Below are 26702 nucleotides of genomic sequence, written 5' to 3' on the forward strand. Positions count from 1 at the left end.
CCGCGTCGCGGCGCGCTTGCGCAATCCTGGCAGCGCTTTCTCGCCATGTTCGTCAAGGAATTCATCCAACTTCGTCGCGACAGGCCGACATTCGCGATGATCGTCGGCATTCCGCTCATTCAGCTGATGCTTTTTGGATATGCGATCAACACCGATCCCAAACATCTGCCGACCGCCGTGCTGACGGGCGACGACAGCCCGATCGCGCGCGCGCTGATCGGCGCCCTGCGCGCCACTGATTACTTCAACATCAAATATGTCGCGCGGGGCGAAGCTGACGCCGACAAATTGATCCTTTCGAACAAGGTGCAATTCGTCATTCAAATTCCGCCCGATTTTTCTCGCCAGCTCGTTCGCGGCGAAAAGCCGGCGCTGCTGCTCATCGCCGATGCGACCGATCCGACGGCGACCTCGGGCGCGGTCGCCGCCGCGCTCGGCGCCGCAAATCAGGCGCTCGACCGGGAGTTGATCGGACCGCTCGCCTCACTCGCGCAAAAAGCGGCGCCTTACGAGATCCGCGTGCATCGGCGTTACAATCCGGCGGGAGAGACGCGCCGCAATATTGTCCCTGGACTGATCGGGACGATTTTGACCATGACAATGCTGATGTATACGGCGATGTCGGTGACGCGGGAAATCGAACGGGGAACGATGGAGGCGTTGCTCGCCATGCCGATACTCCCGGTCGAGATCATGCTCGGAAAAATCGCGCCCTATGTGGTCGTCGGCGCCGTCCAGATGGCCACCATTCTCATCGTCGCATCGCTGCTGTTTCAGGTGCCCCTGGTCGGCTCGCTTCTTACCCTCTCCACGCTGACTCTGCTTTTTATCGTCGCCAACCTCTCCGTCGGCTATACGTTCTCGACGGTCGCGGTCAATCAGCTGCAGGCGATGCAAATGACCTTTTTCTTCTTTCTGCCGAGCATGCTTCTGTCGGGCTTCCTTTTTCCTTTTTACGGCATGCCGAAGTGGGCGCAATATGTCGGAGAGGCGATGCCGCTCACCCATTATCTGCGCATCGTGCGCTCGGTGATGTTGAAGGGCTCGACCTTCGGCGATCTCGCCGTCGACGCCGGCGCGCTCGTGGCTTTCACGCTTGTCGCGATGAGCCTCGCGGTGATGCGTTTCCGACAGACGTTGGACTAGAGCGCGGCTCTCGGAAAATGAAGCCGGCTTTTCGTGCGACGCGCGCTCTTGCTTTTTTGGTTCATGTCATCTGCATTTGGGCTATTCCGCCCAAATGCAGCGTGATCTGATGTTGACGGCCGATTTTTTTGACAGCCTAACATGGGCGGGGAGACAAAAATGTCTGACACGGAAGATCCCGAAGGGCGGTTCAACCTCATCATGAAGATCGCCACGCTCGCCGCAGTGCTGCTGACCGGCTATTACGTCTGGTCCTTTTTCGTCAGCAGCCGCTATCAGGCGCTGTGCGGCGGCTCTTACTGGGAGCTGGACAAGAAGGAGATCGATTCCTGCATCGATCGAAAAAAAGAACTCGAAAAATAGAGCCGGCCGCGACGCGCTAAGTCAGCAGCGCCGAAATGAATATGGTTCGGCGACGGCGCCGGAGCGGCCGTCTTAGATGGTCGCCAGACGAAAGCGGTCAGAAGAGAAACGCCGCGCTCTGCGCCAGGAATCCTGCGAACAGCAGCAGCCCGGCATCACGATTCGAACGGAAGAGGCGGAGGGCGGTTTCGGGCGCCACGTCCGCTCCCATCCGCGCGGTCTGCCAGGCGAGATGCGACGCATAGGCGACGACGCCGAGATAGGCCAGCCATCCGCCGCCCGCCAGAAAAACGGCGAAGGCGGCGCTTGCTGCGGACACGGCGTAGAGCGCGCCGACCGCCATTTGGACGCGTGGACCGAACAGTCGCGCCGTGGAGCGCACGCCGACGATCGCGTCGTCGCGCAGGTCCTGAAGCGCGTAAATCGTATCGAAGCCGATGGTCCATGCGACCGCTGCGGCATAAAGAAAAAGCGCCGGCGCGCCGAGCGCGTCCGTGCGGGCCGTCCAGCCGAGCAGCGCGCCATAGGCGAAGGCCAATCCGAGAATCGCCTGCGGCCAAGAGGTGAATCGCTTGGCGAAAGGATAGATCAGCACGATCAGCGGAGAGATCAGCCCGAGAGCAATCGTAAGCCCGTTGAACGACAGAAGCACGGCGAGCCCGACGAGGCATTGAGCGACAAGAAAGCCGAGCGCGGCGCGCGTCGTCGCCCTTCCGCTGGCGAGCGGTCGCAGACGCGTGCGCTCGACCTTTCCGTCAATGTCGCGATCGACATAGTCGTTATAGGTCGAGCCCGCGCCGCGCATGGCGACGGCCCCTACGAAGAACAGGGTCAGATGCCAGAGATTCGGGCCGTCGCGCAGCGCGACGGAAGCAAGCGCGCTGGATTCCCAGCAGGGCAGCAGCAGCAGCCACCAGCCAATCGGCCGGTCGAGACGCGCGAGCTGGATAAAAGGCAATAGCGCCGGGGGCGCGCGGCGCAACAACGCGTGATCGGCGATCGCGTCGGGCAGCTCGGCCGCTGCTGACGAATCGCCGCTCCGTCTTATGCTCACAGCGGTCCGGCAGGCAACTTCGGCGGCGCCATCATGCCGCCGCCTCCAGCGGCCGCCTGATCGCGCATCTGCTTCACCTTGGCTGCAGCGTCGCAGGCCTGCGAGGCAAAGCCCTGGGTCTTGCCGCGCGCTTCCTTGAAGCCGTCGACGACATGGTCCGGGATGTTGCACCACTCTTTGTTCTTGGCCAGGTAATTCATCATCTCGGTTTCGATGGCGACGAGGCGGCGCGCGGCAGGGCAGGCGGCTTCAGGATCCATCTTGCCTTTGCCCGCCTTGCCGATGTTGTTAAGCGCCTCAATGCCGGCCATGCGCTTTGCGGTGAGCTTCTGAAAGTCTTCCTGACAGCTTTGCGCCTGCGCGCCGTTTGCCGCGAGCAGCATTGCCAAGAATGAGAGTCGCGCGAGCGCGCGCGGAAAAACGATAGCGCCGATGATCATGTCTCTTGGTCCGCTCATCAGGCTTGTGGTCCGTTCATCATGATTGCAGCATTACCAGCAGGCTTGCCGGCGACGCAAGTTTTGGCCAACCTGTCCGCAACAAAGCGGCGGCTTCATGGCAAGCGCGCGTCGCGCTCGCGCCTCCGCTGGGAAGCGATTGTGCAAGCATACGATTTTGCCGCTCAGCGCCTGTTCGTTGGCGACGAACTCGCGCCGGGCGTCGAACTTGCGCCTTCAGCTGAGGCGTTAAATTATCTGCTTAATGTCCTGCGCATGCGCGAGGGCGCCGCGATACACTTGTTCAACGGCCGCGACGGGGAATTTCGTGCGACGCTGTTTGACGTTGCGCGTCGGTCGGCGAGGTTGCGCGTTGCGCAGCGCCTACGCGTCCAGCCCGAACGCGCTGACCTCGACTATTGCTTCGCTCCCTTAAAGCAGGCGCGGCTCGATTATATGGCGCAGAAGGCCACTGAAATGGGCGCCGGCCGGCTCGTTCCGGTGATCACGCATCGCACCCAGATTCGCCGCCTCAACTCGGCGCGGCTTCAATCCAATGTCATCGAGGCCGCCGAGCAATGCGGCGTGCTGGCCGTGCCCGAAGTCGCAGACGCAATCGAATTGCCTGACTTTCTGGCCCGATTGCCGGCGCAGCGGCTGCTCGTTTTTTGCGATGAGCGCGCCGCCCTCGCCAATCCGCTGGATGCGCTCGCCGATCGCACGGCCCGAGCGGGCGTGAGCGTGCTCATCGGACCGGAAGGCGGCTTCGACGACGCCGAACGGGCGGCGATCGCACGTTTGCCGAACGTCGTTTGTCTCTCGCTTGGACCGCGCGTGCTTCGCGCGGACACCGCCGCGGTCGCAGCTTTGACGATCGTACAGGCCGCGATTGGCGATTGGCGATCGCCGGCGTCGCCCGACGTCTAAACAAAAAATAAATAAATGGAAAATAAAGCGTACTTCTCGATTGACGCCGGCAGGCTTCGCCCAATGGCGTCAAAGACACGATCCTGCCACGATGTTTGGCTCTAGTTGGCGGAGCGTCGTTTCGAGGCGAGAGGCCCAACGCCGCCGCCGGCGTAACGATTGCGTATCGAGAGACTTGGTCGGGATTGCAAGGCTCCTGAAATCTCGCGCGCATGCGCGAACTTCGGAGGTAAGGCCAAAAAAATATGACGACCTTAGACATCACAAGCCGTCTGTTTCCGGGGCGCTTTATTGGCGTTATCGCGCTCACCACGCTCGCTGTCACGCCGGTTCGCGCCGAGAATATTAGCCAATGCGCGCGTTATGGCGCCGACTATGTTGCGGTCGCCGGATCGAATGGCTGCGTTCGACTCGGCGGTCACGTCCGAGTCGCCATGCCGAGAACCCCAGTCGCGCCGATGGGCTACGCTGAAATGCCGCGCGACGGCATGCGGCATGCCGCCGCGCGTTCCTCATTGCTCCCAATGGCTCCGTTCGGACTGCACGACCTCTTCCCGCGCTAAGCGCTTCCTGTTTATAGCGGCAGAACGCAACTCGTGAAGGCGGCGTCGATCGATCGTCCCCAGCCGCTGTTATAGGCGTCCAGCCGCTGCTGCGCCAAAGTGCGCCCATCTTCGAGAATTGCTTCCAGCGGCGCGAGAAAGACGCTCTCGTCGCGCCCCTGGGCGTCGAGACGGGCGCGCCGGCGCAATCCGCGTTTGGCCAGGGCCAGAACGTCGCGCCCGATCTCGCGCAGACTGCGGCCCTCGATTGTCGTGTCGAGCGCCAGCGCGGGAACGTCGTTGCGCAGCGCCTGGCGGGATGCGGCGCTCCAACCCTTAATGAGTTCGCCCGCCTGATCGAGCGCGCCGGGATCGTAGAGCAGACCGGCGCAGAGCGCGGGGAGGGCGGTGAAATGGCTGCGAGGGCCGGCATCCGCGCCGCGCATTTCAAGATAGGTCTTTAGTCTCACTTCCGGAAAAATCGTCGAGAGATGATTAGCCCAGTCCGACATTGTGGCGCGCTCGCCGGGCAATTGCAGGAGGCGCCCCTGCATCAAATCGCGAAAGCTGGCGCCCGCGACGTCGTAATAGACGTCGCCGCGCTTGACGAAATACATCGGCACGTCAAGCGCATAGTCGACATATCGCTCGAAGCCGAAGCCAGGTTCGAAGGCGAAAGGCAGCATGCCGGTGCGGTCGGGATCGGTATCGAGCCAGATGTACGACCTCTGCGAAAGCCGGCCGGTCGGCTTGCCGTCGAGAAACGGTGAGTTAGCGAAAATCGCTGTGATCAGCGGCTGCAATGCGAGGCCGACCCGCATTTTTTGAACCATGTCGGCTTCATCTACGAAGTCGACGTTGACCTGCACGGTCGCGGTGCGAAACATCATGTCAAGCCCGTGCACGCCGACTTTCGGCATATAAGCTTGCATGATCGCGTAGCGTTGCTTGGGCATCGCCGGCGTTTCCGCGCGCGACCATTTTGGGCTTGCGCCCAGATCGAGGAAACGAATCCCGAGCGCGCGCGCCACCGGCGCGAGCGCCGCAAAATGCGCGTCGAGTTCGTCCTGCGTCGCGTGAACGTCAGGGAGCGGCGCCCCGGACAGTTCGAACTGTCCGCCGGGTTCGAGCGAAATCGCGCCGCCGCCATCCGGCTGATAGAGGCCGATCAGCGCGTCGCGGTCGAGAATGGGCGCCCAGCCGAGCGTGTCGCGCAAGCCCTCAAGCAGCGCGCGTATGCCGCCGCGGCCGGCCGAGCCCTCATAGGGGACAGGCGCATCGTCGGCCGTATAGAATGGAATTTTCTCGTGCTCGGTGCCGATGCGCAGCGGCGCGCCGCCGGTCTTGCAGCCGGCTTCCAGCCATTCGACCAACATGTTGCGCGACGTGATCGGCGTCGTGTCGGAAACGTCGCGAGCCATCTATGGGAAATTGTCCGTGTTCGAGGAGGGCGCGAACGCAGCGCGGACGCGCCTCGCGCCGTCGAGGATTCGCGCCGACTGGATTGCAGGAAAGCCGGCGCTGCGCAAGCCTTGGCCGCGCCGGCGGGGACGGGCGACTCATAGCGACCAGCCGCCGGCCCGGGCGCGCTTGGCCGGGCGCCGATGACGGGGCCATCTCGCTCAGCGTTTGCCGAACATCTGGCCGATGATGCTTTCGAAATCCGAGCGCGGGCCTGCGGTTTCGCCCCCGCTGGCGCGGCCGATCTGCAGCGTCTTCTTAATGTCCTCGATCGCCTGCTGGAGCGATGCTTGATCCAAGTCGTCCGGCAGCCCGGGCGAGCCGCTTCGATTCGGGTCGAGGTCAAGCGGGCCGCCGCGGCTATGGCCGCCGCCGGCCGGATCGCCCATCGGTCCGCCGTAGGGGCCGGGCGCCGGACGGCGGCCGCCGCCGAGCAGCGATCCCAGAATCGATCCCAGAATTCCGCCCAGCGGACCGCCGCCCATTCCCCCGCCTCGCGGCGTCGGCATGGGCGTGGGTTCGGGCTGCGGCGCGCGCGCCCCGCCGAGCATTTGTTCGAGGATCGAGCCGAGCGCGCCGGAATTGACGAGCTGACCTAAAACGCCCCCGAGTCCGCGGTTGCTCACATTCTTGAACAATCCGCCGATGAGAACCGAGGCGAGCACCGGCAGGAGCTGCGAAAGAATATCGGGACGCAGCCCCGACTCTCGGGCCGCGACCTGCACCACCTGTCCGGCCGCGGCCGGAGAGCCGAAGAGATCGTCGAGCAGCTGCCGCGACTGCGCGACAGTGTCCGCGTCATGAGCGGCGCCAGGCTCGTCAAAGGCGGCCAAGCGTCCGGGAGACGCGATGTCGCCTAAAAGCCTTTCGAACAGCAGCGGCTTTTCGGCGGCGTTGCTCAACCCGACTTCCAGCGCGGGGGCGAGCGCCCTGACGGCGCCGTCCATCTGTTCTTCCGTGAGGCCATAGCGTTGAGCCAGATTGGCGACCAGCTGGCCGCCTTGCGCCGACTGCAAAATCTCGTCGAGATACGACATGCGCGCAGCTCCGTTCGATCGGGCCCGGGATGCTGGGCCCGCCATCATGGTGTCACAGACCGGCGTCGCCGCCAATCGGCGGCGCGTCAGGCAAACCGTTCGAGGCGCAGCCCGTTTTGCAAAGCGTTGGCCTTGCTAGCGGATGGGTCTGTCGCCGCCGACCCGCGCGTCGCGGGCGGCTTGACACCGTCGCGCATGCGCGACATTGCTTGCCGGCGTTCAGCCCGGGAATCTGGATGGCCGCGTTTGGCGCTTGAGCGACTCGCCGCCTCGCGCCGCCTCTGCCAAAGGCGCGAAGATGAACGTTCACTCTCGGCCCACGAAACCGCCGCTCAAAATACTCTTGTGTTCTCCGCGGGGATTTTGCGCGGGCGTCGTGCGCGCGATCGACGCCGTCGAGCGGGCTCTGGCCAAGTTCGGTCCGCCTGTCTATGTGCGGCACGAAATCGTCCACAATCGCTATGTCGTCGAGTCGCTCAAGGCCAAGGGCGCGATTTTTGTCGAGGAGCTCGACGAGATTCCGAACACCGACGCGCCGGTGATTTTTTCGGCGCATGGCGTCGCCAAGGAGGTCTCCGCCGCGGCTGCCGAGCGAGGCCTTCTCGCGATCGATGCGACCTGTCCGCTTGTCACGAAAGTGCATCGGGAGGCGGAAATTCATTGGCGGCGCGGCCGTCGGGTGTTGCTCGTCGGACATTCCGGCCATCCGGAAGTCGTTGGCACCATGGGGCAGCTTCCGGAAGGCGCGGTGGTGTTGGTCGAGTCCGTCGAAGACATCGATCGACTTAAATTCGACGATGAATCCAATCTGGCTTATGTGACGCAAACCACGCTGTCGGTCGACGACTCGCAAGGGATCGTCAACGCGCTGATGCGGCGCTTTCCAAAGATCATCGGCCCGCACAAGGAAGACATCTGCTATGCGACGACAAACCGCCAGGCTGCGGTCAAGGAGGTTGCGCCCTACGTCGACGCGGTGATCGTCGTCGGTTCGCCGAATTCCTCCAACTCGCAGCGGCTGCGCGAAGTGGCGGAGCGCGCCGGCGCGCCGGCGCAGCTCGTGCAGGGCCGGAAAGAGATCGACTGGGAGATTTTTGGCAGCATATCGTCGCTCGGCATTACCGCCGGCGCCTCCGCGCCCGAGGTTCTGGTCGAGGAGATCATGGACGCGTTCGCCGAGCGCTACGACATTGTCGTCGAAACCATCTCGAGCGCCGACGAGAACGTCTCCTTCCCCCTGCCAAAGGAGCTGCGGGCGATCGCCTGAGGGCGGCCTGCAGTGAACGGTCGGCGCGCATGGCCGTCTACACGCTGGTTGATGATGAGGAGCTGATCGCTTTTCTGTCGACCTATGACCTCGGGGAACTGTTGTCCTGCAAAGGCATCGCCGAGGGCGTCGAAAACTCCAACTACTATCTCCACACCGGCGCCGGCAGCTTCATCCTCACGCTTTATGAGAAAAGAGTCGCGGAAGCCGATCTGCCGTTCTTCCTGAACCTGATGGAACATCTCGCCGCGCGCGGCGTCACCTGCCCGCTGCCGGTGCGAGACCGCGCCGGCGGAGCGCTGGGTCGCCTCGCCGGCCGCCCCGCCGCGATCATCACCTTCCTCGACGGCTATTCCGTGCACCACCCCGAGGCCGCCCACTGCGCCGCGCTCGGCGCGACGCTGGCGCGGCTGCACCTCGCCGGCGCGGATTTCGCGCAGCGGCGCGGCAACGCGCTTTCGGTGGAGGGGTGGCGGCCGCTTTTTGCGACCTGCGCGTCGCGCGCTGACGAGGTCGCGACGGGGCTGCGTGCGCTCGTCGACGCGGAGCTGGATCATCTTGAGCGCAACTGGCCGCGCGGTCTGCCGAGCGGCGTGATCCACGCCGATCTGTTCCCGGACAATGTTTTCTTTCTGGGCGAGCGCATCTCGGGACTGATCGACTTCTACTTCGCCTGCACCGACGCCTACGCCTACGATCTCGCGATCTGTCTTAATGCCTGGTGCTTCGACGCCGAGCATCGCTATCAGCGCGAGAAAGGCGCGGCGCTGCTCGACGCCTATCAGCGGATTCGGCCACTCTCCGTCGCCGAGATCGATGCCTTTCCCATGCTCGCGCGCGGCGCCGCGCTGCGCTTTCTGCTGACCCGCTACGTCGACTGGCTCAACGTGCCGGCGGGCGCGCTGGTGCGTCCCAAGGATCCGCGCGAATATCTCGCCAAGCTCCGGTTTCACCAGTCCGCGGCCGATGCGCGCGTCTACGGAGTAGGTTCATGACGCTCGGCGTCGAGATCTGGACCGACGGCGCCTGCTCGGGCAATCCGGGGCCTGGCGGCTGGGGCGCGATTCTGCGCTTTGGCGATCGCGAAAGAGAGATCAACGGCGGTGAGCCGCTCACCACGAACAACCGCATGGAGTTGACGGCGGCGATCATGGCGCTCGAAACTCTGACGCGGCCTTGCGCGGTCGATCTCCACACTGATTCGCAATATTTGCGCGGCGGGATCACTTCATGGATCGCCGGCTGGAAGGCGCGCGGCTGGCGCACCGCCGATCGGAAGCCGGTAAAAAACGTCGATCTATGGCAAAGGCTGGAAGCTGCGGCGGAACGGCATGCCGTCGACTGGCATTGGGTCAAGGGTCATTCGGGCCATGACATGAACGAGCGCGCCGACGAATTGGCGCGCGCCGGCATGGCGCCTTTCATCCCCGGCGGCCCGACGGCAAGCGCGCGCGCTTCATTGAAATAGCCTTGTCGACGCGCTGACAAACCCTATCTCATAGTCGACCAGGACTCTTCTTCGCCTTTGGGGAGCGCGGCGCGGCCGCGTTCCCCATTTTGCTTTGGAAATTCGATTGAGCTGTTGGCCATCATATTGACATGACGCCGCGCAAAGGAGCCATGTGCGGTTGAGTAAAGCGCGTCTTCGCTGATTCTCTCTTTGGTCGAGGGCAAGACGTCGATGCACCTTCCCAAGAAATGGTGGATTGGGCTGCCGGTCCTTACGGGACTAGCCTATTTTGCTCAGCATGCGCTGACCGGTCCGATGGAGGACGATCTGCGCGCCATGATCCTTTCCCGCACCGCAAAATCACCTGACGCGATCGACAGACCGCAGGTGCGCGTCGCTGGCCGCGACGTGATTCTCGCCGGCATTTCGCTGTCGCCCGATGTGAAAGCCCGTCTCCTGACGGCGTTGGGAGTCGAAACCCCCGCCCGACGAATCGTCGACGCGACCGAGCCGCTGTCGCGCGCAACCCCCTTCGTGCTGCGACTCGAACGTCACGGCGGCAAGGCCACGATTTCGGGCAACGTCCCGCCGACAGGCGCGCGCGAAAGGCTGCGCGAAGAGATCGCCGCCTTAGGTCTGGAAGTGAGCGACGCCGCCGCCTACGCCGACGGCGCGCCGCAATCCTTCGCCGATCTCGCCTCTTTCGCCGTCCGCCGACTCGCCGAACTCGACCCTGCAACGACGACGATCACCGACGCCACGCTCTCAGTTGCAGGCGAGGCGCGCAGTGCGGCCGATTACGACAAGGCGCTCGCCGCGCTCAAGACGCCGCCGTTCGACGCGGCCGCCATAAAGGCCGCGGTGTCGCCGCCGCGCGTTTCGCCTTATGTGTTTTCCGCGGCGTTGCGCGACGGCATAGTCAGCCTGTCAGGCCACCTGCCGAGCGATGATCTGCGCAAACAGGTCGTCGCGATGGCGGCTTCGGCGGGCGCCGGAGCTGCGGTCAGCGACGCTACTCAGCTTGGCGCCGGCGCGCCGGAAGGAGACTTCGCCGGCGCGCTCGCATTCGCCGTGAGCCAACTCGGCAAGCTGTCGCAAGGCAAGGTCGTCGTGTCCGACGGCAAGATTTTTATCGAAGGGCAGGGACGCGAAAACATATTGGGCGCGACGATTCAGACCGACGCCAAAGCGCGCCTGCCATCGAGATTCGAGATTGCGCGCCTCGACGTCATGGCGGGTCCGGTCGCGCCTTATGTCTTTGACGCGCAGCGCGCCGGGGGAGAAGTGACGCTCTCGGGCTACGCGCCGGATGAGACCGTCCGCAATCGTCTCGTCGAAACCGCGCGCAGGAGTTTTTTCGACGCTACGGTCATTGATCGCCTCGTCATCGCGAAGGGCGCGCCGCAGAATTTTGCGGAGGCGACGGATCATGCGCTCGCCGCGCTCGCGCGGCTCGACGAAGGCAAGCTTTCGATCAGCGACTCGACGGTCTCGCTCGCTGGCGTCGCGCGTCATCAGAACGCGCGCGCCGATATCGGAGCGGCATTCGGCGAGGGGCTTCCGCAAAGCTTCCGCGGCGACGCGCAACTCTCGACGCGCATCGTCGGCGCGCCGCTCGACGCTCGCGAATGCGGCGCGGCGCTGTCCCGGCTGATCGCCAAATCGCCGATCGTCTTCGCGTCGGACGATTCGACGATCGCGCCTGAATCCGCGCCGCTCATCGATGCGATCGCCGCGACGGCGCTGCGCTGTCAGGGAGCGTCGCTCGAAGTCGCGGCGCACACCGACAATGTCGGCATCGCGGAAGTCAACATGGGACGCAGCAAGCGTCGCGCCCAGGCGATCGTCGATCGTCTTTTGAAAGCCGGCGTCGACCCGTTCAGAGTAACGTCCGTCGGCTATGGCGGCGAGCGTTCGATCGCTCCCAATGACAGCGACGAAAATCGCGCGCGCAATCGTCGCGTCGAAATCGTCGTCAAGTAGCGTCAGAGAAGGAGAAAGCAGATGGCGTATTTGCTGACGCTCGGCTGGCCCTGGTTCGCCGCCGCTTTCGCGCTTGGCGCGCTTGTCGGCTTTGCCACGACCTCGCAGGCGAAAGACTCGCCTGCTGCGCCCGGCTGGAACATTGTCGCGATCGCTGTGGCGCTTGCGGGCGCCGCCGCCGGGTCCTGGTTCGGGCTCGTTGAGGGCCGCGCCGCGCTGACGTTGGACATATTCCTTGTCGCCGCCGTCGCCTATCTCATCGGTCTGCCGATCGGCGGCGCGCTCAAGAGCGCACAGGCGGCTGCGCCAGCGCAGGCGGCCAAGCGGCCGATTGTCGTGCTTCGCAGCGCAACGGCTGAAATCCTTGAACCTGTCGTCGCGCCCTCGCCAGAACCGTTAGGAGACAGCGCCGCGACGGCTGAGCCCGTATCGCATATGAGCGTCGAGCCAGCGTTGGCGGCGGCGGCCTCGGCCGCCAAGGCGTTGAACGAAAAAGCCGCGCAAATGCGCGCACCAAGCGGCGGTAAGGCCGCTGCGTCGCGTCCCGCGACGCTTCCCGCGCCGCGCGGCGGCGCGGCTGACGATCTCGCCAAGATCAAAGGGCTCGGACCGAAGAGCGTCGAGAAGCTGCACGCCCTCGGCGTTTTCCACTATGATCAAATCGCCGCCTGGAGCGACGACAACGTCAAATGGATCGAATCGTCGATCGGCGCGGCGGGCCGGGTGACGCGCAGCGGCTGGGTCGAGCAGGCGCAAGCGCTGAGCGGCGGCGCCGATCGGAGCGCCGACGCGGCGTAGCGCCGGAGAGAGACGAGTTCGCGCGTATGCGTCACGTTCCAAGCTTCGTCCTCATATGCGTCGCGTTCCTGTCGGCCGCCGACCTTCGCGCGCAGGACATGCTGCAAGGCGTCGATCTTGCGCAGCCGGCCTATTCCCAGGCTGAATTGACGCGCGCCGACGTCGAAGCGGCGCTGAAGCAACGCAAAAGCGGGAAGGTCGATCTCTCGCAGAAAAGCCTCAACGGGCTCGATCTTTCCGGACTCGATCTGCATGGCGTCGATTTTCGGGCGGCGCGCATGAACAAGACTCGTCTCGCCGGGGCGCGGCTCGACGATGCGATTCTCGATCAGGCGTGGCTCATCGAAGCCGACCTCTCCGGCGCATCGCTGAAAGGCGTGCGCGCCTTCGCGTCGCAAATGCAGCGGATGCGGGCCGACGGCGCCGATTTCGCTCATGCGCGGCTCGCTGGAGACCTCACCGGCGCTTCGGCGCGCGGCGCCAATTTCAGCGACGCTGATCTTTCCGCCGACATGAAGAACCAGTCGATGGGCCTGATGCGCGCGGTGCTGCGCTCGGCCGCGCTCGAAGGCGCGCGTTTTCGCAACGCCAATCTTGCAAGCGCCGACCTTCGCTTTGCGAAAGCGATGCGCGCGGATTTCTCCAATGCAAATCTCAAGGGCGCCGACGCCGCCGGCGCGGATTTCACCGGCGCGAACTGGACCGGCGCGAAGACCGAAGGGCTTGACCTCGATTCCGCTGAGATCGACTTCGCCGCCCGGGCTGCGCTCTCGGGCGCGCAGAACCTCGATCGCGCCCGCATGAAATGACGTGCGATATTGTGCGCATCGGCGTCGATCTCGGCGGCGCCAAGATCGAGGCGATTGCGCTCGGCGCCGACGGCGAAACTCTCGCACGCCGCCGTATCGCGACGCCCGCGCATGATTATACCGCGATCGTGGCGGCGGTCGCGAAGCTCGTCGGCGACCTCGAATCCGACATCGGACGGCGCGGCGTCGTCGGCGTCGGCGCGCCTGGCGCGGTCTCGACCCATACCGGCCTGGTGAAGAATTCCAACACCGTCGTCGTCAACGGCAAGCCGCTCGACGTCGATCTCGCGCAGGCGCTCGGACGGTCGGTGCGAATCGCCAACGACGCCAATTGTTTCGCGCTGTCCGAGGCGGTCGACGGCGCCGGCCGCGGCGCCGGCGTGGTCTTCGGCGTTATTCTCGGCACCGGCGTCGGCGGCGGCGTGGTCGTCGACGGCAGGATCGTCGAGGGACGCAATCGCGTCGCCGGGGAATGGGGCCATACGCCGCTGCCATGGATGACCCCGCAGGAATATCCCGGCGCGCCCTGCTTTTGCGGACACAAAGGCTGCATCGAGACGTTTCTTTGCGGCGCGGGCCTATCGCGCGACTATGAGCAGCGCTCGGGCGCGCGGCGGCCTGCGACCGAAATCGCCGCGCTGGCGGCGGCGGGCGACGCTGGCGCGCGCGAGACCCTCGAGCGCTATCAGGACCGTCTGGCGCGGGCCCTGGCGATGGTGGTCGATCTGATCGATCCCGACGTGATCGTGCTCGGCGGGGGTCTTTCGAATATCTCGCGGCTCTATGAAGGTCTTGCGGCGCGCGTGGGGGAGAACGCCTTCACCGACGCTTTCGACACGAAAATCCTGCCCAATGCGCATGGCGATTCAAGCGGCGTGCGCGGCGCGGCGTGGTTGTGGCGCGCCGGGGAGGCCGGCTGAGCGGGCCGGGCGCGCCGGCGCCGTTCCCTCCGGCCGCGCGCCGGTGTATGCGAAAAGAGTCGTGGCGGCTGCGGACGAACGCGAGGGGAGTTGCGATGGGCGCCGCCGGAGAGCAATCGAGTAACGGGAAGAAGCCCTTCGCCAAGCTGGCCTTTCTCGCCTCGGGCGCGCCGGAGGCGGAAGAAGCCCGACAGCGCCTCGTCGAAAAATACGGCGACTGCCCGCCTGAAGAGGCCGATTGCATCGTCGCGCTCGGCGGCGACGGCCTCATGCTGCGTACGCTGCATCGGTTCATGGACGCCGGTAAGCCGATCTACGGCATGAACCGCGGCTCGGTCGGCTTTCTGATGAATCAGTATCGCGAGAGCGGGTTGCGCAAGCGGATCGCCGAAGCCAAATCCTCGATCATCCACCCGCTGCTGATGCACGCCATCAATGTGCGCGGCGACGAGTTTTCGGCCCACGCCATCAACGAGGTATCGCTGCTGCGCCAGACCTCGCAGATCGCCAAGCTGCGCATTCTGGTCAACGGCCAGGAACGTATGCCGGAGCTGGTGACTGACGGCGTGCTGGTGTCGACGCCCGCCGGCTCCACCGCTTATAATCTTTCCGCCAATGGCCCGATCCTGCCGCTCGACGCGCCGCTGATGGCGCTAACGCCGATCTCGGCCTTCCGCCCGCGGCGCTGGCATGGCGCTCTGCTACCGGACGCCGCCAAGGTGCGCATCGAAGTGCTGGACGCGGGTAAGCGCGCCGTCTCCGTCGTCGCCGATCATGACGAATTCCGCGACCTTGCTTATGTGGACGTTGAGATGGACCACGAAACCGCGCTGATCCTGCTCCACGACCCCGGCCATTCGCTGGAAGAGCGGATCCTGCGCGAACAATTCGGATATTGAATGCCCCCGTCTGCGATCAAACCGTTCCGCCGCCACATCTTCGTCTGCGTCAACAAGCGCGACGGCAAGCCGGCCTGTGAGGACCACGACGCCAAGGCGGCGCTGGCCAAGGCTAAGGAGGCGATGAAGGCGCTGCCCTTCTCCAAGCGCGACGGCGTGCGGCTGTCGCAGTCTGGCTGCCTCGGCCAGTGCGAGCACGGACCGGTCGCGGTCGTCTATCCATCGGGGAAATGGATCAGCTATGCGTCGGCCGACGAGCTGGTGCACTTCGTTCTGGAAGCGATAGAGGCGGCGGACTGATCAGCGGCCTGGGGGCCGGCGGACCCAGCGCGGCGCGAGCATGATAGAAGTGGGCCGAAGTTCACCCCAAGCCGCCCAATGTCATGCGCGCCTGTTTGATCCTTAACTTCGACGCCGGCGATCAGGAGTTCGCCGCGGCGCTCGAGTGCGACGCCGACGCGCTGCTGGTGCGGCTTGGTCCCTGCGCCGAAGACGACGCGCGGCGCGGCGCCCGCGCGCGCGCCGGCGCGCTTATCAACACGGCGCGGCGAAAGGGCGGGGCGCCGACGCTCTTCGTCGAAGTCGCGTCGCTCGACAGCGACCTCGTCGAGGCTGACCTCGACGCGCTGTTCGGACCCGGTCCGGACGGCGTTTTTCTGCCCTGCTGCGACGGCGCCGCCAAGCTGCAGCGCCTGGCGGTCAAGCTCGCCGTGCGCGAGGCGCAGGCCGGTCTCGCCGACGGCGCGACCAGGATCGGCGCCTTTGTCGGCTCAGACGCCGGCGGCATTCCGGCGCTGCGCAGCTTCGTCGGCGCGTCGCCGCGTCTCGCGGCGCTGGCGTTCGACGAAGCGGGGCTGCGCGCCGCGATGCGCCTCGCCGACGGCGCCGGCGCCGCCATCGAGACGGCGCGGGCGATGGTCGTGCTGGCGGCGGCCTCGGCCGGCGTTCCGGGCCTCGCGCCCCCCATCGAGACCGGGGCAGAGGCCGCCTATGCGGCGGCTCGCCGCGACGGCTTTACCGGCGCGATGGCCCTTTATCCGGGGCAGGTCGCGGCCATCCGCGACATCTTCCCAGCGGGCGAGAATCGACAAAAACCGAATTCGCCGGCATAGACAGACCGATGAGCAAGGTCAGATCGGGCGCGCTTGGCGGGGTCGCCACGGCGGCGTTCTTGAGCGCGGCGGTTGTTTCGGCGCCGGCGCATGCGCAGCAGCAGGCGCCCCATCATCCCCGTCCGCCGCATGGCGCTACAGAATCTGCCGGACCGCCGCAGCCAGCCGCGAAACTGTCGATGCTGCGGCTGAGCGCGACGCTTGCGGCCAACGATCCGCAGCCGGTCCGTTCGGGCCTCGTCTGGCGCGTCTTCGAGGAACGCGCCCAGCCCGACGGCTCGCATAAGCTTGTGGCGCAATCCGAGGAGGCGGCCCCGACTCTGCCACTGCCGGACGGCGCCTACATCGTTCACGCCGCCTATGGCCTGGCGGGCGTCACCCGCCGCGTCGCTATCGAAGGCGGCAATGTGTCCGAGCGGATCGCGCTGAACGCCGGCGGGCTCAGGCTGATCGACAAGCTGGGCGACGCGCAGATTCCGGCGCAGCGGCTGTCAATTTCGATTTATGTGCCCGAACGCGGCAATTCCGAAGCGAAGCTCATTCTCGCCAACGCCAAGTCGGACGAGATGATCTGCCTCCCGGAGGGCGCCTATCATGTCGTGTCGAAATTGCTCGATACGGGCCAGGGCGCCCAGGGCGGGACCAACGACACCAATTCCGTCGTTACGGCGGATCTCAAGGTCCCTGCGGGCAAGCTGATCGAAGCGACCCTGCGCCATCGCGCGGCGACGATGACCTTGAAGCTCGTCAAACAGCCGGGCGGCGAGGCGCTCGCCAACACGAGCTTCTCCGTGCTGACCCCCGGCGGCGACGTCATCCGTGAAATGATCGGCGCCTTCCCGTCGCTCGTGCTGGCTGAAGGCGAATATGTCGCCATCGCGCGCCACGAGGGCAAAACCTATCAGGGAACCTTTCGCGTGCAGTCGACCAAGGACGCGGACGTCGAAATTCTGATCCGCGATCAGCCGCATAATCACGCCGACGAGGAACATCCTCAATAAAAAGCCGCCCGGCGAACCGGGCGGCTTACTGACGCGCTTGGGAACCAGGTCTGCTTGGGAACCAGGTCTAAAGGATCGTGAAGGGCACGATCACGTCCATGTTGAACATGCCCTGCGATGAGCTCAGGCCGCTGCGGTTGAAGAAGGGCGTCGTGCCGTTGACCGACGTATCCCAACGCAACTCCGGGCGCATGATCAGGCCGGTAATTACAGGCAGTTTGGGCAGTTCGGGGGTGATCGTCATGCCCAGCGTGAGCCCGAGATAGCTCGTGCCCGAATAGATCGGCCTGTTGGCGTAAAGTCCGGTTCCCAGGTTCTGGTTGAGGCAGGATGGGCACCAGAAGCCGTGGAATAGATTGACCGCGTCGAAATATCCCGGGAGCGCACTGATGAAGAAGTTATTGTTATCCCGGAAGAATTCGGCGCGCGCATTGACCTTGAAGATGTCGTTGACCTTGTAGGAGGCGTATTGCGCGATGCCGAAGGCGCGGGCGCCCATCGGATAGGCCGGGGCCGTTCCCCAGAATCCGGTGCCGGTAATCGTGTTGGCCGCGTTCCAAGCTTTCTGCGGCAGTCCGAAGGAGCTCGGATTCCAGCCGCTTTCCATCATGAAGCTGATGTCCGTGACGAGCGTCAGGTCCTCTGTCGCCTTCCACGTCGTCGTGAGGTTGTTGAACGAACGGATCGTGGTGTTGACGTTACAGGCGCATGCCGACGGCACGCCGAAACCGCCCTGATTGAAAGGCCAGCCCGGCGTGGTGGGCGGCGGCCAGCCGCCCGGCGTAAAGGGGATGCCGGTGAAGCCGACCGGCCAGCCGACGCCGAGCGGATCCGTCTGCCTCGGGTTCTCGGGACCGGTATGGGTGATCGCCAGAATGGTCAGGTCGCCGTCGAGAAAATTGAAGCCGAAGCCGCCGTGGAAGGCTGCGGCGGCGTTGTTGTCGCCCGGCCATCCAATGCTCGTATTCACGCCGCTGGTCACGCCCGTATAGACGTCGAGCCAGGGCTTGACGTGGGTGGTGACCATCGCGCCGGTGTGAATGAAGGGCCCGAAGTTGAAGATGTAGGAGTGGCTGTAGAACAAATTGTCCTTGGCGTAGATGAGCTCAGCGCCGTTGTAGGTCGGGAACATCCCGATCTTCAGGTCGACGCCGCCCTCGCTGATCGGGCTAACCCAGGGGAGATGCGCCGTAACATTGGCCTCGATCGGCCCGATCTGCGTTCTTGAATTGATCGCGTAATCGAGGATGCCGATGTAATGGTTGTAGCGCATGTCCTCGCCGACCATGCCCTGGAGCTTGAAGCCGAAGTCATAGCCTTCGGCCTTCGGGTCGAGCGGACGCTGCACGGTTAGGAGGGCGCCGTTGAAGGTCGGCCAATTGGCGCGGTCGGTATAGAGATGGCCCCAGCTCAGCTTGTTGAACGGCTGATTGAAGTTGAGGGCGATGCCGCCTTCGACGTAGCCGTCGATCGTGATGGCGTCGATCCAGGCCGGCGGCGGCGGCGGCACGGCCGGCCCCTTGACGATCTTGCCCTTCTTCACGGGCTTGACCGCGGAAGGAGGCGCAGGTTGATTCTCTTCAACGAGAGTGGGATCGACCTCCAGGAGCTTCGACTGAGCGTGAGCGGCGCTTGAGATGCTGGTTGCGAGAGTGAGGGCGGCCACGCCCGAGAGGTAGTACCACTTCATTGCTAGGAACTCCGGCTGGAGGCGAAATCTGACCGATATCACTCGCTACCCAAGTTCCATTCAAGTCCAAGGTCCGCGCACCTGCACAATTTTTAAGCAAATATGGCGTTGGCGAAACTTTGTTCTTATTAGTGTTGCTCCAATGTCACATTTATTGACAGTGCAAGGCCGTCTTCCCTTGATTTCGCTAGTCTCACACTATTCAAAATACGACAAGGCGGGTTTCGTTTTTTGCCGAATCAGCCTCGAATAGGTCGCTGACCGCGCCTTGTCGCTTCTCAAGCGTCGCCCTTTGTAGAGAAGCGTGACAATTGGCTGGCGCGTTCCGCTGGTTCGGCGGAAGCAGGGAGAGCGACATGGCGGAACAGGGGCGCGAACAACTGGAGGGTCCCGACTTCTCGCAGGGCGTCGCGCCCGAAGATGTCTCGCAAGACCGCCCCTTGCTCGGTCATGTGGCGGGCGAGGGCGCCGTCATGGCGCGGCAGGGCGACGCGTTCTTCGTGATCGCCGCGCATTGCACCCATTATCACGGGCCATTGGCCGAGGGACTGGTGGTCGGCGGTTCGATCCGGTGTCCCTGGCACCATGCTTGTTTCAGCCTGCGCAGCGGCCGCGCCCTGCGGGCGCCCGCGTTTGACCCGTTGCCGCGATGGCGGGTCGAGCAGGTGGACGGCAAGGTTTTCGCCCGTGAAAGACTTCCCGACGCTGGGCCGGCCACGCAAAAGGCCGCCGCCCGACCGCCCAGCGTCGTCATCGTCGGCGGCGGGGCGGCGGGCTTCGCCGCCGCGCAGATGTTGCGGGCCGAGGGCTATGACGGAATTCTGGAGCTGATCAGCGCGGATTCGACCGAGCCGTACGACCGGCCCAATCTCTCCAAAGACTATCTGGCCGGAACCGCGCAGCCGGAGTGGCTGCCTTTGCGCGATCCGGCCTGGTATCGGGACAATGGCGTCCAATTGCGTCTAAGTTGTCGCGTCGAGTCGCTCGATCCGGAGGGCAAGCGCCTGACGCTTGCTGACGGGGCGACGCTCTCATACGACGCGCTGCTGATCTCGACGGGCGCCTTTCCCACGCATCTGCCGACGCCGGGCGCCGAGCGGCGCCACGTTCATTATCTGCGCTCGCTCGCCGACGCTGACCGGCTCATCACAGCCTGCGCCGGAGCGCGCCGCGTGGCCGTGATCGGCGCGAGCTTCATCGGCCTTGAAGTGGCGGCTTCGCTGCGCGCCCGCGATCTCGACGTCCATGTCGTGGCGCCGGAGGCGATCCCGATGGCCCGCATTCTCGGACCGGAAATCGGCGCACATGTGAGGAAGCTCCATGAGCGCCATGGCGTCGTGTTCCATCTCGAGGATACGGCGACCGAAATCGGCGAGCGCACGCTGACCTTGAAAAGCGGCGTTATTCTTGACGCCGACCTCGTGGTCATTGGCGTGGGCGTGAAGCCGGACCTCTCCCTCGCTCAGTCCGCGGGACTTGCCGTGGACCGCGGCGTGCTCGTCGACGAATATCTGCAAACCAGCGCGCCAGACGTTTACGCCGCCGGGGACATCGCGAGCTGGCCCGACAAAATAACGGGCGAGCGGATTCGCGTCGAACATTGGGTGGTCGCGGAGCGTCAGGGTCAGACGGCCGCCCGCAATATTCTTGGCCGCAAGGAAAAATTCGACGCCGCGCCCTTCTTCTGGAGCCAGCACTACGACCAGGCGATCTCCTATGTCGGACATGCCGCGTCATGGGACCGGCTGGAAATTTCCGGCGATCCAGCCGCCGCCGACTGCGCGGTTTCTTACTTTAAGGGCGACCGGCTTCTGGCGCTCGCGACCATCGGTCGAGACCTCGACAATCTTCGCGCTGAAGCCGCGTTTGAAGCGCGTATCGGCGCCGAACCGCCGGAAGCGATCGAATAGCTCCGAGCGCTATTCGAAGCGTCCGGCGGCGTGGCCCAGCATCGTGTAAACCTTGCCGGCGTCGCCAGTGAGCAGATCGAGCGCTTTCGCGCCGTCGCGATCTCCCCGGCTTGTCTCGACGAGCAGATCCTCGAAATGCTTGAGGTAGTGATCGGCAGTCGCGCGAAATTCCTGATCCACGCGATAGCGGCGCCTGATTTCCTCGAAGGTCTGATGGCCTTGCGCGGTGTAGAGCCGCCGACCGAAAAGCGCTCCCTTCTCGCCGCGCTGATACCGGCGCCAGACCTCCGTCACGGCGGCGTTGTCGACCATTCGCGCAATGTCGAGCGTCAGGCTGTCGAGCGCGCCGGCGCTCGCCAAAGACCGCGCCGGGCGCGGCGGCTGTGCGGATTCGTCGAAGGAGGCGCGCGTCAGCAGGTCGCTCAGCCATCCGCCGCTTGGCGGACGGATCGACGGATTTTGCGTGGCGGCCCGCGGCGCGGTCTCCCTGCGCGCGGCCTGATCCACGGCGGCGTGGCGAGGCGGTGAAGCGCTCTGTTCGGCGATGTCATAGACTCGGCCCGAACGCGCCACGATGTCGGTGAGCTCGTTCAGCGCCTTCACTTGATCGCCAACCACCCGCCGCAGCGCCGCTGCCTGCTCCGCCGTTTCCTGGGGAATCTCGGTCGCGCCGCGGCGCACCTCCTCGCGGGTCTTCTCGATCTCGCTATGGATGGCGCGCGCCATGCCGCGAATGTCGTTTGCCGCGGCGTCGAATTTCGAACGCGCGCCGTCGAACAGCCGGACAATTTCTTCGTTGGCTTGCGTGAAGGCGGAGTGCAGCGCCTCGGAGGTCTGCTCGCGCTCGCCTTCCGCAGCGGCGCGCACCGACGCGAATCGCGCTTCGATCAGATCTGCGGCCTGCCTGGAAGTTTCGCTCAGCGCTCCGCCAAGCTCGCGTGACCGCGCTTCGATAGAGTGGAACGAGCGGTCCATCAGCTCGCTGAATTGCGCCATGGCGCTTTCGAGTTCGGCGCGCCGGCCATCGATGACCGTCGTCAGTTCTTCGAGCGAGTGATGGCGGGCGCGCATCGTCGCGTCGAGCGCCTGCTGGCTTTGCGCCAGTCTCTCGGCGCTCTGCGCCAGCGCGTGCTGTCTTTCGTCGAGCGCCTCAACGAGGGCGTTGGCGTCGCGCATCGTGTCGCCCGTCGTCGCGGCGACGTGCTCGACCTGCGCGGAGGCTTCGTTAACCGCTCCACGGAACTCGGCGAGCCGCTTGCCAAGCTCGTGTTCAAGCGTGGCAAGATTGCCGCCAGTCTCGTCGACCATCGCGTGCAGCGAGGCGTTGGTCTGGCCGAGCCCGTCGAGCAGGATGGGCAGCTCCGCGCGAATCTTCTCGTTCGTCGCCAGCAGAGTCGCGATCGAGTTCTGCGCGCTGGTTTCCAGCGTCAACGCCAGCGCCTCGCGCGAAGCGATGAGCGTGTCCGTCAACTCGTCGCGCTTCGCGCCGAGGCGCGAGACAAGGGCGTCGCCGGCGTTATCGACGGCGGTCGCCGCCAGATCGGCAATCGCGGTCAATTCCTGAGCGACAGCCCCGCTCCGCTCATCGAGCACCGAGTGCATTTGCGTCAGTCGCGCGTCGAGCGTTCCGCTGATCTCGGCGACTCGTTCGGCGAGCGACTGGCCGAGATCGCCGGCGCGCGCGTGCAGCGTCGTATCGAATTCGTGCCGCGCGTCGGCCAGAATCTCTTTGATGTCGTGCAGCCGCGCGCTGACCGTGTCCACGACCAGCCGGCCTCTTTCGTCAAGCTCCGAAGAGACCGCGCTGAGCCGGCTGACGACATTGGTCTCGAGAAGATCGATGCGATTGTCGAGGATCGACTCCAGCGCCTTGGCTTGGCCCCCCAGGGTTTCGTTGATCTGCTCAGTCCTCGACGCCAAAGCCTGGGCGAGTTCGCTCGATCGCGACAGGAGAATCCAGTCGACGTCTTTGATCTTTGCGTCCAAAGCCTGCATGACTTGGCGCCCGCCGTCTTCCAGCACGCGTGCGACTTCCGCTGCGTGATTGGAGAGCGCCTCTTGAAGCATCTCGCCGCCTATCCCGACGCCAGCGTCAACGCGTCCGACCAACTGGTCGATGCGCTCCGCGGCTTCCATTGTTCGCGCGCTGGCGACGCTCTCGAAGGCGTCGATCTTATTCGACATCGTCGAAGCGATGTCGATTGCGCGCACGCCGAGCCTTTCGACGAGATGGCCGCCCTTGCTCTCGATCATGTCGTCGATTGCGGCCAGTCTCGCGTCGATCTCGTCGGCGAAGTGGCGGGAATTGTCGCCGATACGGGCGTTGTAGTCCTCGACTTGCGCCGACAGTCGGTCGACGAGAGCGCCGCCCTCCGTGCGCAGCGTTTGATCGAGCGACTGCAACCGGTCGTCAAGCTGATGCGAAATCTGCTGCGCCTGCGCGTCGAGGCGCGCGGCCGCGTCGGTCGTCCGCGTCGTCAGATCCTCGACCAGCTGCGTCCCCTGGTTGCCGATCACGTCTTCGACGACGGCGAATCGCTGTGCGAGTTCGGCGCTGAGGCGTTCGGCATGTGCGCCGACCCGGTCGGCGACCGCGCCGCCGTCGCGCAGCAGCGCATTCTCAAATTGCGTCAGCTGCTCGCGGAGCGTCACCGCAATGCGCTCGCCCTGTTTGGCCAGCGAGGTCACCACTTCTTTGCTTTCGGACAAGACGGCGTCTTCGAAGGAGCCGAGCCGGTCGTTCAGCAGTTCATGAAGCCGCTCGCCTTGGGTCGCGATCGCCAGAACGGCGTCGCTCGCCGCGGTTGCGAAGCGCTCATGCATCGTTTCGGCGTTTTCGGCGAGAGTTGACGAGGCGTCGGCGACGCTTTGGCGAAGCTTGTCGCGCAAGGCTGCGCCGTGCGCCTCGAATTCCTGCAGCGCGAGCTCGCGCGTCGTCTCCATTGTTTTGGCGACGAGCATTCCCGCCGCCTCGAGCGCGTTGAGCCGCTCGCCGAGCAGTTCATCGACGCGAGTCGCATGTTCGCCGACAACCGACGCCACGCTTTCACTATGACGCTTTACGGCCTCTTCGAAAGAGCCGAGCTTTTCTGAAAGGCCGAATTCGGCGCTATCGGCGCGCGCGGCCAAACGTTGAGCGAGCTCGCCGCCCTGCCGCACGAGCACGTCCTCGATGGCCTCAAGACTTTGCGAGACAGCCTCATTGACCTGTCCACTGTTGCGGCCGAGGCTGTCTTCGAAGGCGGCAAGCTTGTCGCCAAGTTCTGCGGCGGCGCGCTCTGTGCGGGCGGCGACCCGAGCGGCCAATTCTTCGCCCTGGCGCGCGACGACGTCTTCGAACGTCGAAAGACCTTCTGAAAAGGCCGCCGTCGCGCGGGCTCCGTGTTCGCTGACGCGCTGGGCGATTTCCTCGCTATGCTGCGTGACTGCGTCTCCGAAAGCGGCGAGCTGGGCGGAGAGCGCCGATGCGGCGCGCTCTCCGCGCTCTCCGACGCGCTCGGCGACCTCATCGCCGTGGCGGATGATGGTGTTCTCAAAGGCGGCGAGTTGCGCCGCGAGCGTCGACGTCGCCCGCTCGCTTTGCTCGCCCACGCGAAGGGCGACGTCGTCGCTGTGGCGCACGACCGCTTCCTCGAAGGCGGCGAGCCGGGTCGCGATGGTGGACGTGGCGCGTTCACTATGTTCGCTCACCCGCGCCGCGACTTCATCGCTGTGCTGCGTGACCGCTTCCTCAAACGCTGCGAGTTGGGACGACAATGTCGCGGTCGCCCGCTCGCCCTGTTCGCTGACCCGTTCGGCGATTTCGCCGCTGCGGCCATTGACGGACTCTTCGAATGCGGCGAGCTGCGTCGAGATCGCCGTCGTGGCGCGTTGGCTGTGTTCGCCGATGCTCTGCGCGATTTCCCCGCTGCGCTGCGCAACGGCGCTTTCGAACGCAGCGAGCTGCGTCGCGACGGTCGTCGCCGCCCGCTCGCCATGTTCGGCGACGCGCGAGACGACATCCTCTCCATGGCGCGCGAACGTGTCCTCAAAGGCGGCGAGGCCGTCCGAAATGACGGAGCTGACGCGGTCGCCATGTTCGGCGACGCGCATGGCCGCTTCCGAACTGTTGCGCACGACGGCCTCTTCAAAGGCCGCGAGCCGCTCTGCAAGAGTCGTCTCGATCTGCAGCCCACGTTCGGCGATCCTCTCCGCCATCTCGCCGCCGCGGCCGAGCACCGTATGTTCGAAGGCCTGGAAATTATCGGCGAGCGTTTCATTGATTCGATCGCCGTGTTGGCCGATGGCCGACACAGCTTCGCTGGCGACGGCGACGAAACGCGCCTGTAAGGCGTCGACCTGTTCGACGAGATGCGCCGAACCCTGGTTCAAGCTGAGCGAGATCGTGTCATGAAGCGCTTGGCTGCGCAGCTCGAATTCGCTTTGAGCCTTCTGATGCGTGTCTTCGAGCAGGCCAACAATTCGGGTTTCCGCCGTTTCGAACGTCGCTTTGGCGCTTTCGACATGTTCTGTGACGCTGGTCGTAAGGCGTTCCTGAGTTTCGGCGAGCGAGCGCTCAAACGCGCCGCCTTGCGTTTCAATCGCTTCGCGAATCGCGCCGCCGGTCTCGGCGAGCTGCGCGACGATCCGCTCTCCCTGGCCGCCCACCGCCTCCGAAAGGCCTGCGCCGATCGCTTCCAATCGTTCGAGCACTTCGGCGCCGCGCGCGTCGAAATCGCTCGCAATCGCTTGGCCGGCGGCTTCCATCTTGCGGCCGACCTCCTCGACTCCGTCGGCGAAGCGGCGGCTGACGTCGTCGCTCGCGCCGGTGACTTTCAGCGCGACTTCGTCGCCGGTCTGGCTGAGAGCGATCAGCACTCTTTCGCCGTGACTGGCCAAAGTGGACTCAAAGGCGTCGCCCGCCTCATCAAGCGCGAGCCGGATCTCTTCGCCTTTGGATCCGAGCGAGGAGGCGACGCGCGCTCCCGCCTGGCTCACCGCTTCGGCGAGATGGACCGACGTCGTCGCGAGCTCCTGAGAAAGCGTTTCGCGCGCGCCAAAGAGCGCCGTCCGCGCGTTGTCGGCGTTGACGACGATGGCCTCGCGTTCGCGCGTCAGTTCGTCGATGAGCAGCCGAATGCGCCGCTCATTGTCGGTGTAAGAGCGTTCGAGGTTGGTGACCTCGGTGCGCACGATCACTTCAAGCTCGCCGGCGCGCGCCAGCGCGCGCTCGATGCCGTCGCCCATTGAGGCGGCTTCACGTCGAATCGCCTGTGAAAGCGAGACGACCTGCTCGGTGGCCACCGTTTCAGGCTCGATGAGCCGAATAGCCACTTCGGTCATGGAATTGGCGATGAGCCGCATCTCGTGGGCGCGGCGCGCCATCAATCCGGTGAGAAAGAGAAAGACGAGGGGCGCGATGAGCGCCGCGAGCGTCAGGACCGGCTTCGGCGCGAGCGTCAACACGTCGCCGTCGAGGATTTCTCCTTGATGGAAATAGACGTACAGGACCCAGCACGCCGCCCAAAGCGCCATCGAGGCGAGGGTGAGGGCCATGATCGAGCGGTTTGGCTTGATCTGCAGCGCCTGCCGCAACTCGCCGACTGTGCGACGATCATCGTTCGCTGGCGCAAAGGCGGGGGCGATGCCTCCGTGCGGCGCCTGATCACGGTTCTGCGGCTCGCCGTAACCGGGCGACGGCCTGCGTTGATCAGCGGCATGCGCGTCCGCTCTGGAGCTCGGGGGCGGGCCCGATCGGCCGTCCGCCTCGTCCGCTGCGGCGTCCGGCGCTGCGCCGATGTCCAGCGCCTCCTCGACCGCCGTCAGAGCGGCGGACGCCGCGTCCTGGATTTTTCCCGATGTCGCCATTCGCCCTCTCCAGCCGGCGCAGACGCGTGCGGTCCGGCCAATTCCACGG

The 26702-nt window shown here is 65.1% G+C and carries 22 protein-coding genes; 16 read left to right on the forward strand and 6 right to left on the reverse strand.

The window, feature by feature from the left end; all coding sequences use genetic code 11:
- Positions 1 to 45 precede the first annotated feature (45 nt).
- On the forward strand, positions 46 to 1146 hold the full coding sequence (locus QZ964_RS17075) for an ABC transporter permease (protein WP_292533035.1): 1101 nt from the start codon (positions 46 to 48) through the stop codon (positions 1144 to 1146).
- A 159-nt stretch (positions 1147 to 1305) separates the two neighbouring features.
- A complete protein-coding gene (locus QZ964_RS17080; protein ID WP_292532994.1) occupies positions 1306 to 1509 on the forward strand; it encodes a hypothetical protein in 204 nt (67 codons plus the stop codon).
- A 97-nt stretch (positions 1510 to 1606) separates the two neighbouring features.
- On the opposite strand, the gene ubiA is transcribed toward QZ964_RS17080, so the two are convergent.
- Positions 1607 to 2563, reverse strand: a complete 957-nt coding sequence (ubiA, locus tag QZ964_RS17085) for a 4-hydroxybenzoate octaprenyltransferase (protein ID WP_292532995.1) — start codon at positions 2561 to 2563, stop codon at positions 1607 to 1609.
- Entirely contained in the window at positions 2560 to 3021 is a 462-nt protein-coding gene (locus QZ964_RS17090) for a hypothetical protein (RefSeq protein WP_292532996.1), read from the reverse strand. The genes ubiA and QZ964_RS17090 overlap by 4 nt, the downstream gene beginning before the upstream one ends.
- Positions 3022 to 3162: 141 nt before the next feature.
- On the opposite strand from QZ964_RS17090, the gene QZ964_RS17095 reads away from it, so the two are divergent.
- Together QZ964_RS17095 and QZ964_RS17100 are read left to right on the forward strand one after the other, a co-directional pair.
- Positions 3163 to 3927 (forward strand): 16S rRNA (uracil(1498)-N(3))-methyltransferase, encoded by a 765-nt coding sequence (locus tag QZ964_RS17095; protein WP_292532998.1) that lies wholly within the window; start codon positions 3163 to 3165, stop codon positions 3925 to 3927.
- Between the two features lie 245 nt (positions 3928 to 4172).
- Complete coding sequence (locus QZ964_RS17100; protein WP_292532999.1) at positions 4173 to 4490, forward strand: hypothetical protein; 318 nt, start codon at positions 4173 to 4175, stop codon at positions 4488 to 4490.
- Between the two features lie 11 nt (positions 4491 to 4501).
- Here the strand turns inward: QZ964_RS17100 and QZ964_RS17105 are convergent, their stop codons facing one another.
- A complete protein-coding gene (locus QZ964_RS17105; RefSeq protein ID WP_292533000.1) occupies positions 4502 to 5890 on the reverse strand; it encodes a glutamate--cysteine ligase in 1389 nt (462 codons plus the stop codon).
- 201 nt (positions 5891 to 6091) lie between these two features.
- The gene (locus QZ964_RS17110; protein ID WP_292533002.1) at positions 6092 to 6967 is read right to left on the reverse strand and encodes a DUF937 domain-containing protein; all 876 of its coding nucleotides are present in this window, start codon (positions 6965 to 6967) and stop codon (positions 6092 to 6094) included.
- A gap of 298 nt (positions 6968 to 7265) precedes the next feature.
- Between QZ964_RS17110 and ispH the strand changes: the two genes are divergently transcribed.
- The 11 genes from ispH to QZ964_RS17165 all read left to right on the forward strand — a co-directional run bounded on the left by ispH (position 7266) and on the right by QZ964_RS17165 (position 17206).
- A complete protein-coding gene (ispH, locus tag QZ964_RS17115) occupies positions 7266 to 8234 on the forward strand; it encodes a 4-hydroxy-3-methylbut-2-enyl diphosphate reductase (protein WP_292533003.1) in 969 nt (322 codons plus the stop codon).
- A 29-nt stretch (positions 8235 to 8263) separates the two neighbouring features.
- Positions 8264 to 9229, forward strand: a complete 966-nt coding sequence (gene thrB / locus QZ964_RS17120) for a homoserine kinase (protein WP_292533005.1) — start codon at positions 8264 to 8266, stop codon at positions 9227 to 9229.
- Positions 9226 to 9702: a ribonuclease HI gene (gene rnhA / locus QZ964_RS17125; protein WP_292533006.1), complete on the forward strand. Its 477-nt coding sequence runs from the start codon at positions 9226 to 9228 to the stop codon at positions 9700 to 9702. The genes thrB and rnhA overlap by 4 nt, the downstream gene beginning before the upstream one ends.
- Positions 9703 to 9915: 213 nt before the next feature.
- A complete protein-coding gene (locus QZ964_RS17130; RefSeq protein WP_292533008.1) occupies positions 9916 to 11667 on the forward strand; it encodes an OmpA family protein in 1752 nt (583 codons plus the stop codon).
- Between the two features lie 21 nt (positions 11668 to 11688).
- Positions 11689 to 12465: a hypothetical protein gene (locus QZ964_RS17135; protein WP_292533010.1), complete on the forward strand. Its 777-nt coding sequence runs from the start codon at positions 11689 to 11691 to the stop codon at positions 12463 to 12465.
- A gap of 26 nt (positions 12466 to 12491) precedes the next feature.
- Positions 12492 to 13274: a pentapeptide repeat-containing protein gene (locus QZ964_RS17140; RefSeq protein WP_292533012.1), complete on the forward strand. Its 783-nt coding sequence runs from the start codon at positions 12492 to 12494 to the stop codon at positions 13272 to 13274.
- A complete protein-coding gene (locus QZ964_RS17145) occupies positions 13271 to 14194 on the forward strand; it encodes an ROK family protein (RefSeq protein ID WP_292533013.1) in 924 nt (307 codons plus the stop codon). The genes QZ964_RS17140 and QZ964_RS17145 overlap by 4 nt, the downstream gene beginning before the upstream one ends.
- Before the next feature lie 95 nt (positions 14195 to 14289).
- Positions 14290 to 15093 (forward strand): NAD kinase, encoded by an 804-nt coding sequence (locus QZ964_RS17150; RefSeq protein WP_292533014.1) that lies wholly within the window; start codon positions 14290 to 14292, stop codon positions 15091 to 15093.
- A complete protein-coding gene (locus tag QZ964_RS17155; RefSeq protein WP_292533015.1) occupies positions 15094 to 15393 on the forward strand; it encodes a (2Fe-2S) ferredoxin domain-containing protein in 300 nt (99 codons plus the stop codon).
- 95 nt (positions 15394 to 15488) lie between these two features.
- Positions 15489 to 16205: an aldolase/citrate lyase family protein gene (locus QZ964_RS17160; protein ID WP_292533016.1), complete on the forward strand. Its 717-nt coding sequence runs from the start codon at positions 15489 to 15491 to the stop codon at positions 16203 to 16205.
- A gap of 8 nt (positions 16206 to 16213) precedes the next feature.
- Positions 16214 to 17206 carry a hypothetical protein gene (locus QZ964_RS17165; RefSeq protein WP_292533017.1) on the forward strand — a complete coding sequence of 331 codons (993 nt, stop codon included), beginning with the start codon at positions 16214 to 16216 and terminating at the stop codon, positions 17204 to 17206.
- Between the two features lie 67 nt (positions 17207 to 17273).
- On the opposite strand, the gene QZ964_RS17170 is transcribed toward QZ964_RS17165, so the two are convergent.
- Entirely contained in the window at positions 17274 to 18896 is a 1623-nt protein-coding gene (locus tag QZ964_RS17170; RefSeq protein ID WP_292533019.1) for an outer membrane beta-barrel protein, read from the reverse strand.
- Positions 18897 to 19252: 356 nt separating this feature from the next.
- Here QZ964_RS17170 and QZ964_RS17175 point away from each other — a divergent pair, with 356 nt between their 5' ends.
- Complete coding sequence (locus QZ964_RS17175) at positions 19253 to 20806, forward strand: FAD-dependent oxidoreductase (protein ID WP_292533021.1); 1554 nt, start codon at positions 19253 to 19255, stop codon at positions 20804 to 20806.
- A 9-nt stretch (positions 20807 to 20815) separates the two neighbouring features.
- Here QZ964_RS17175 and QZ964_RS17180 read toward each other — a convergent pair whose 3' ends face one another.
- Positions 20816 to 26653, reverse strand: a complete 5838-nt coding sequence (locus QZ964_RS17180) for an apolipoprotein acyltransferase (RefSeq protein WP_292533022.1) — start codon at positions 26651 to 26653, stop codon at positions 20816 to 20818.
- Positions 26654 to 26702 lie beyond the last annotated feature (49 nt).

This window comes from Methylocystis sp., from assembly GCF_021731785.1.
Taxonomy (GTDB): domain Bacteria; phylum Pseudomonadota; class Alphaproteobacteria; order Rhizobiales; family Beijerinckiaceae; genus Methylocystis.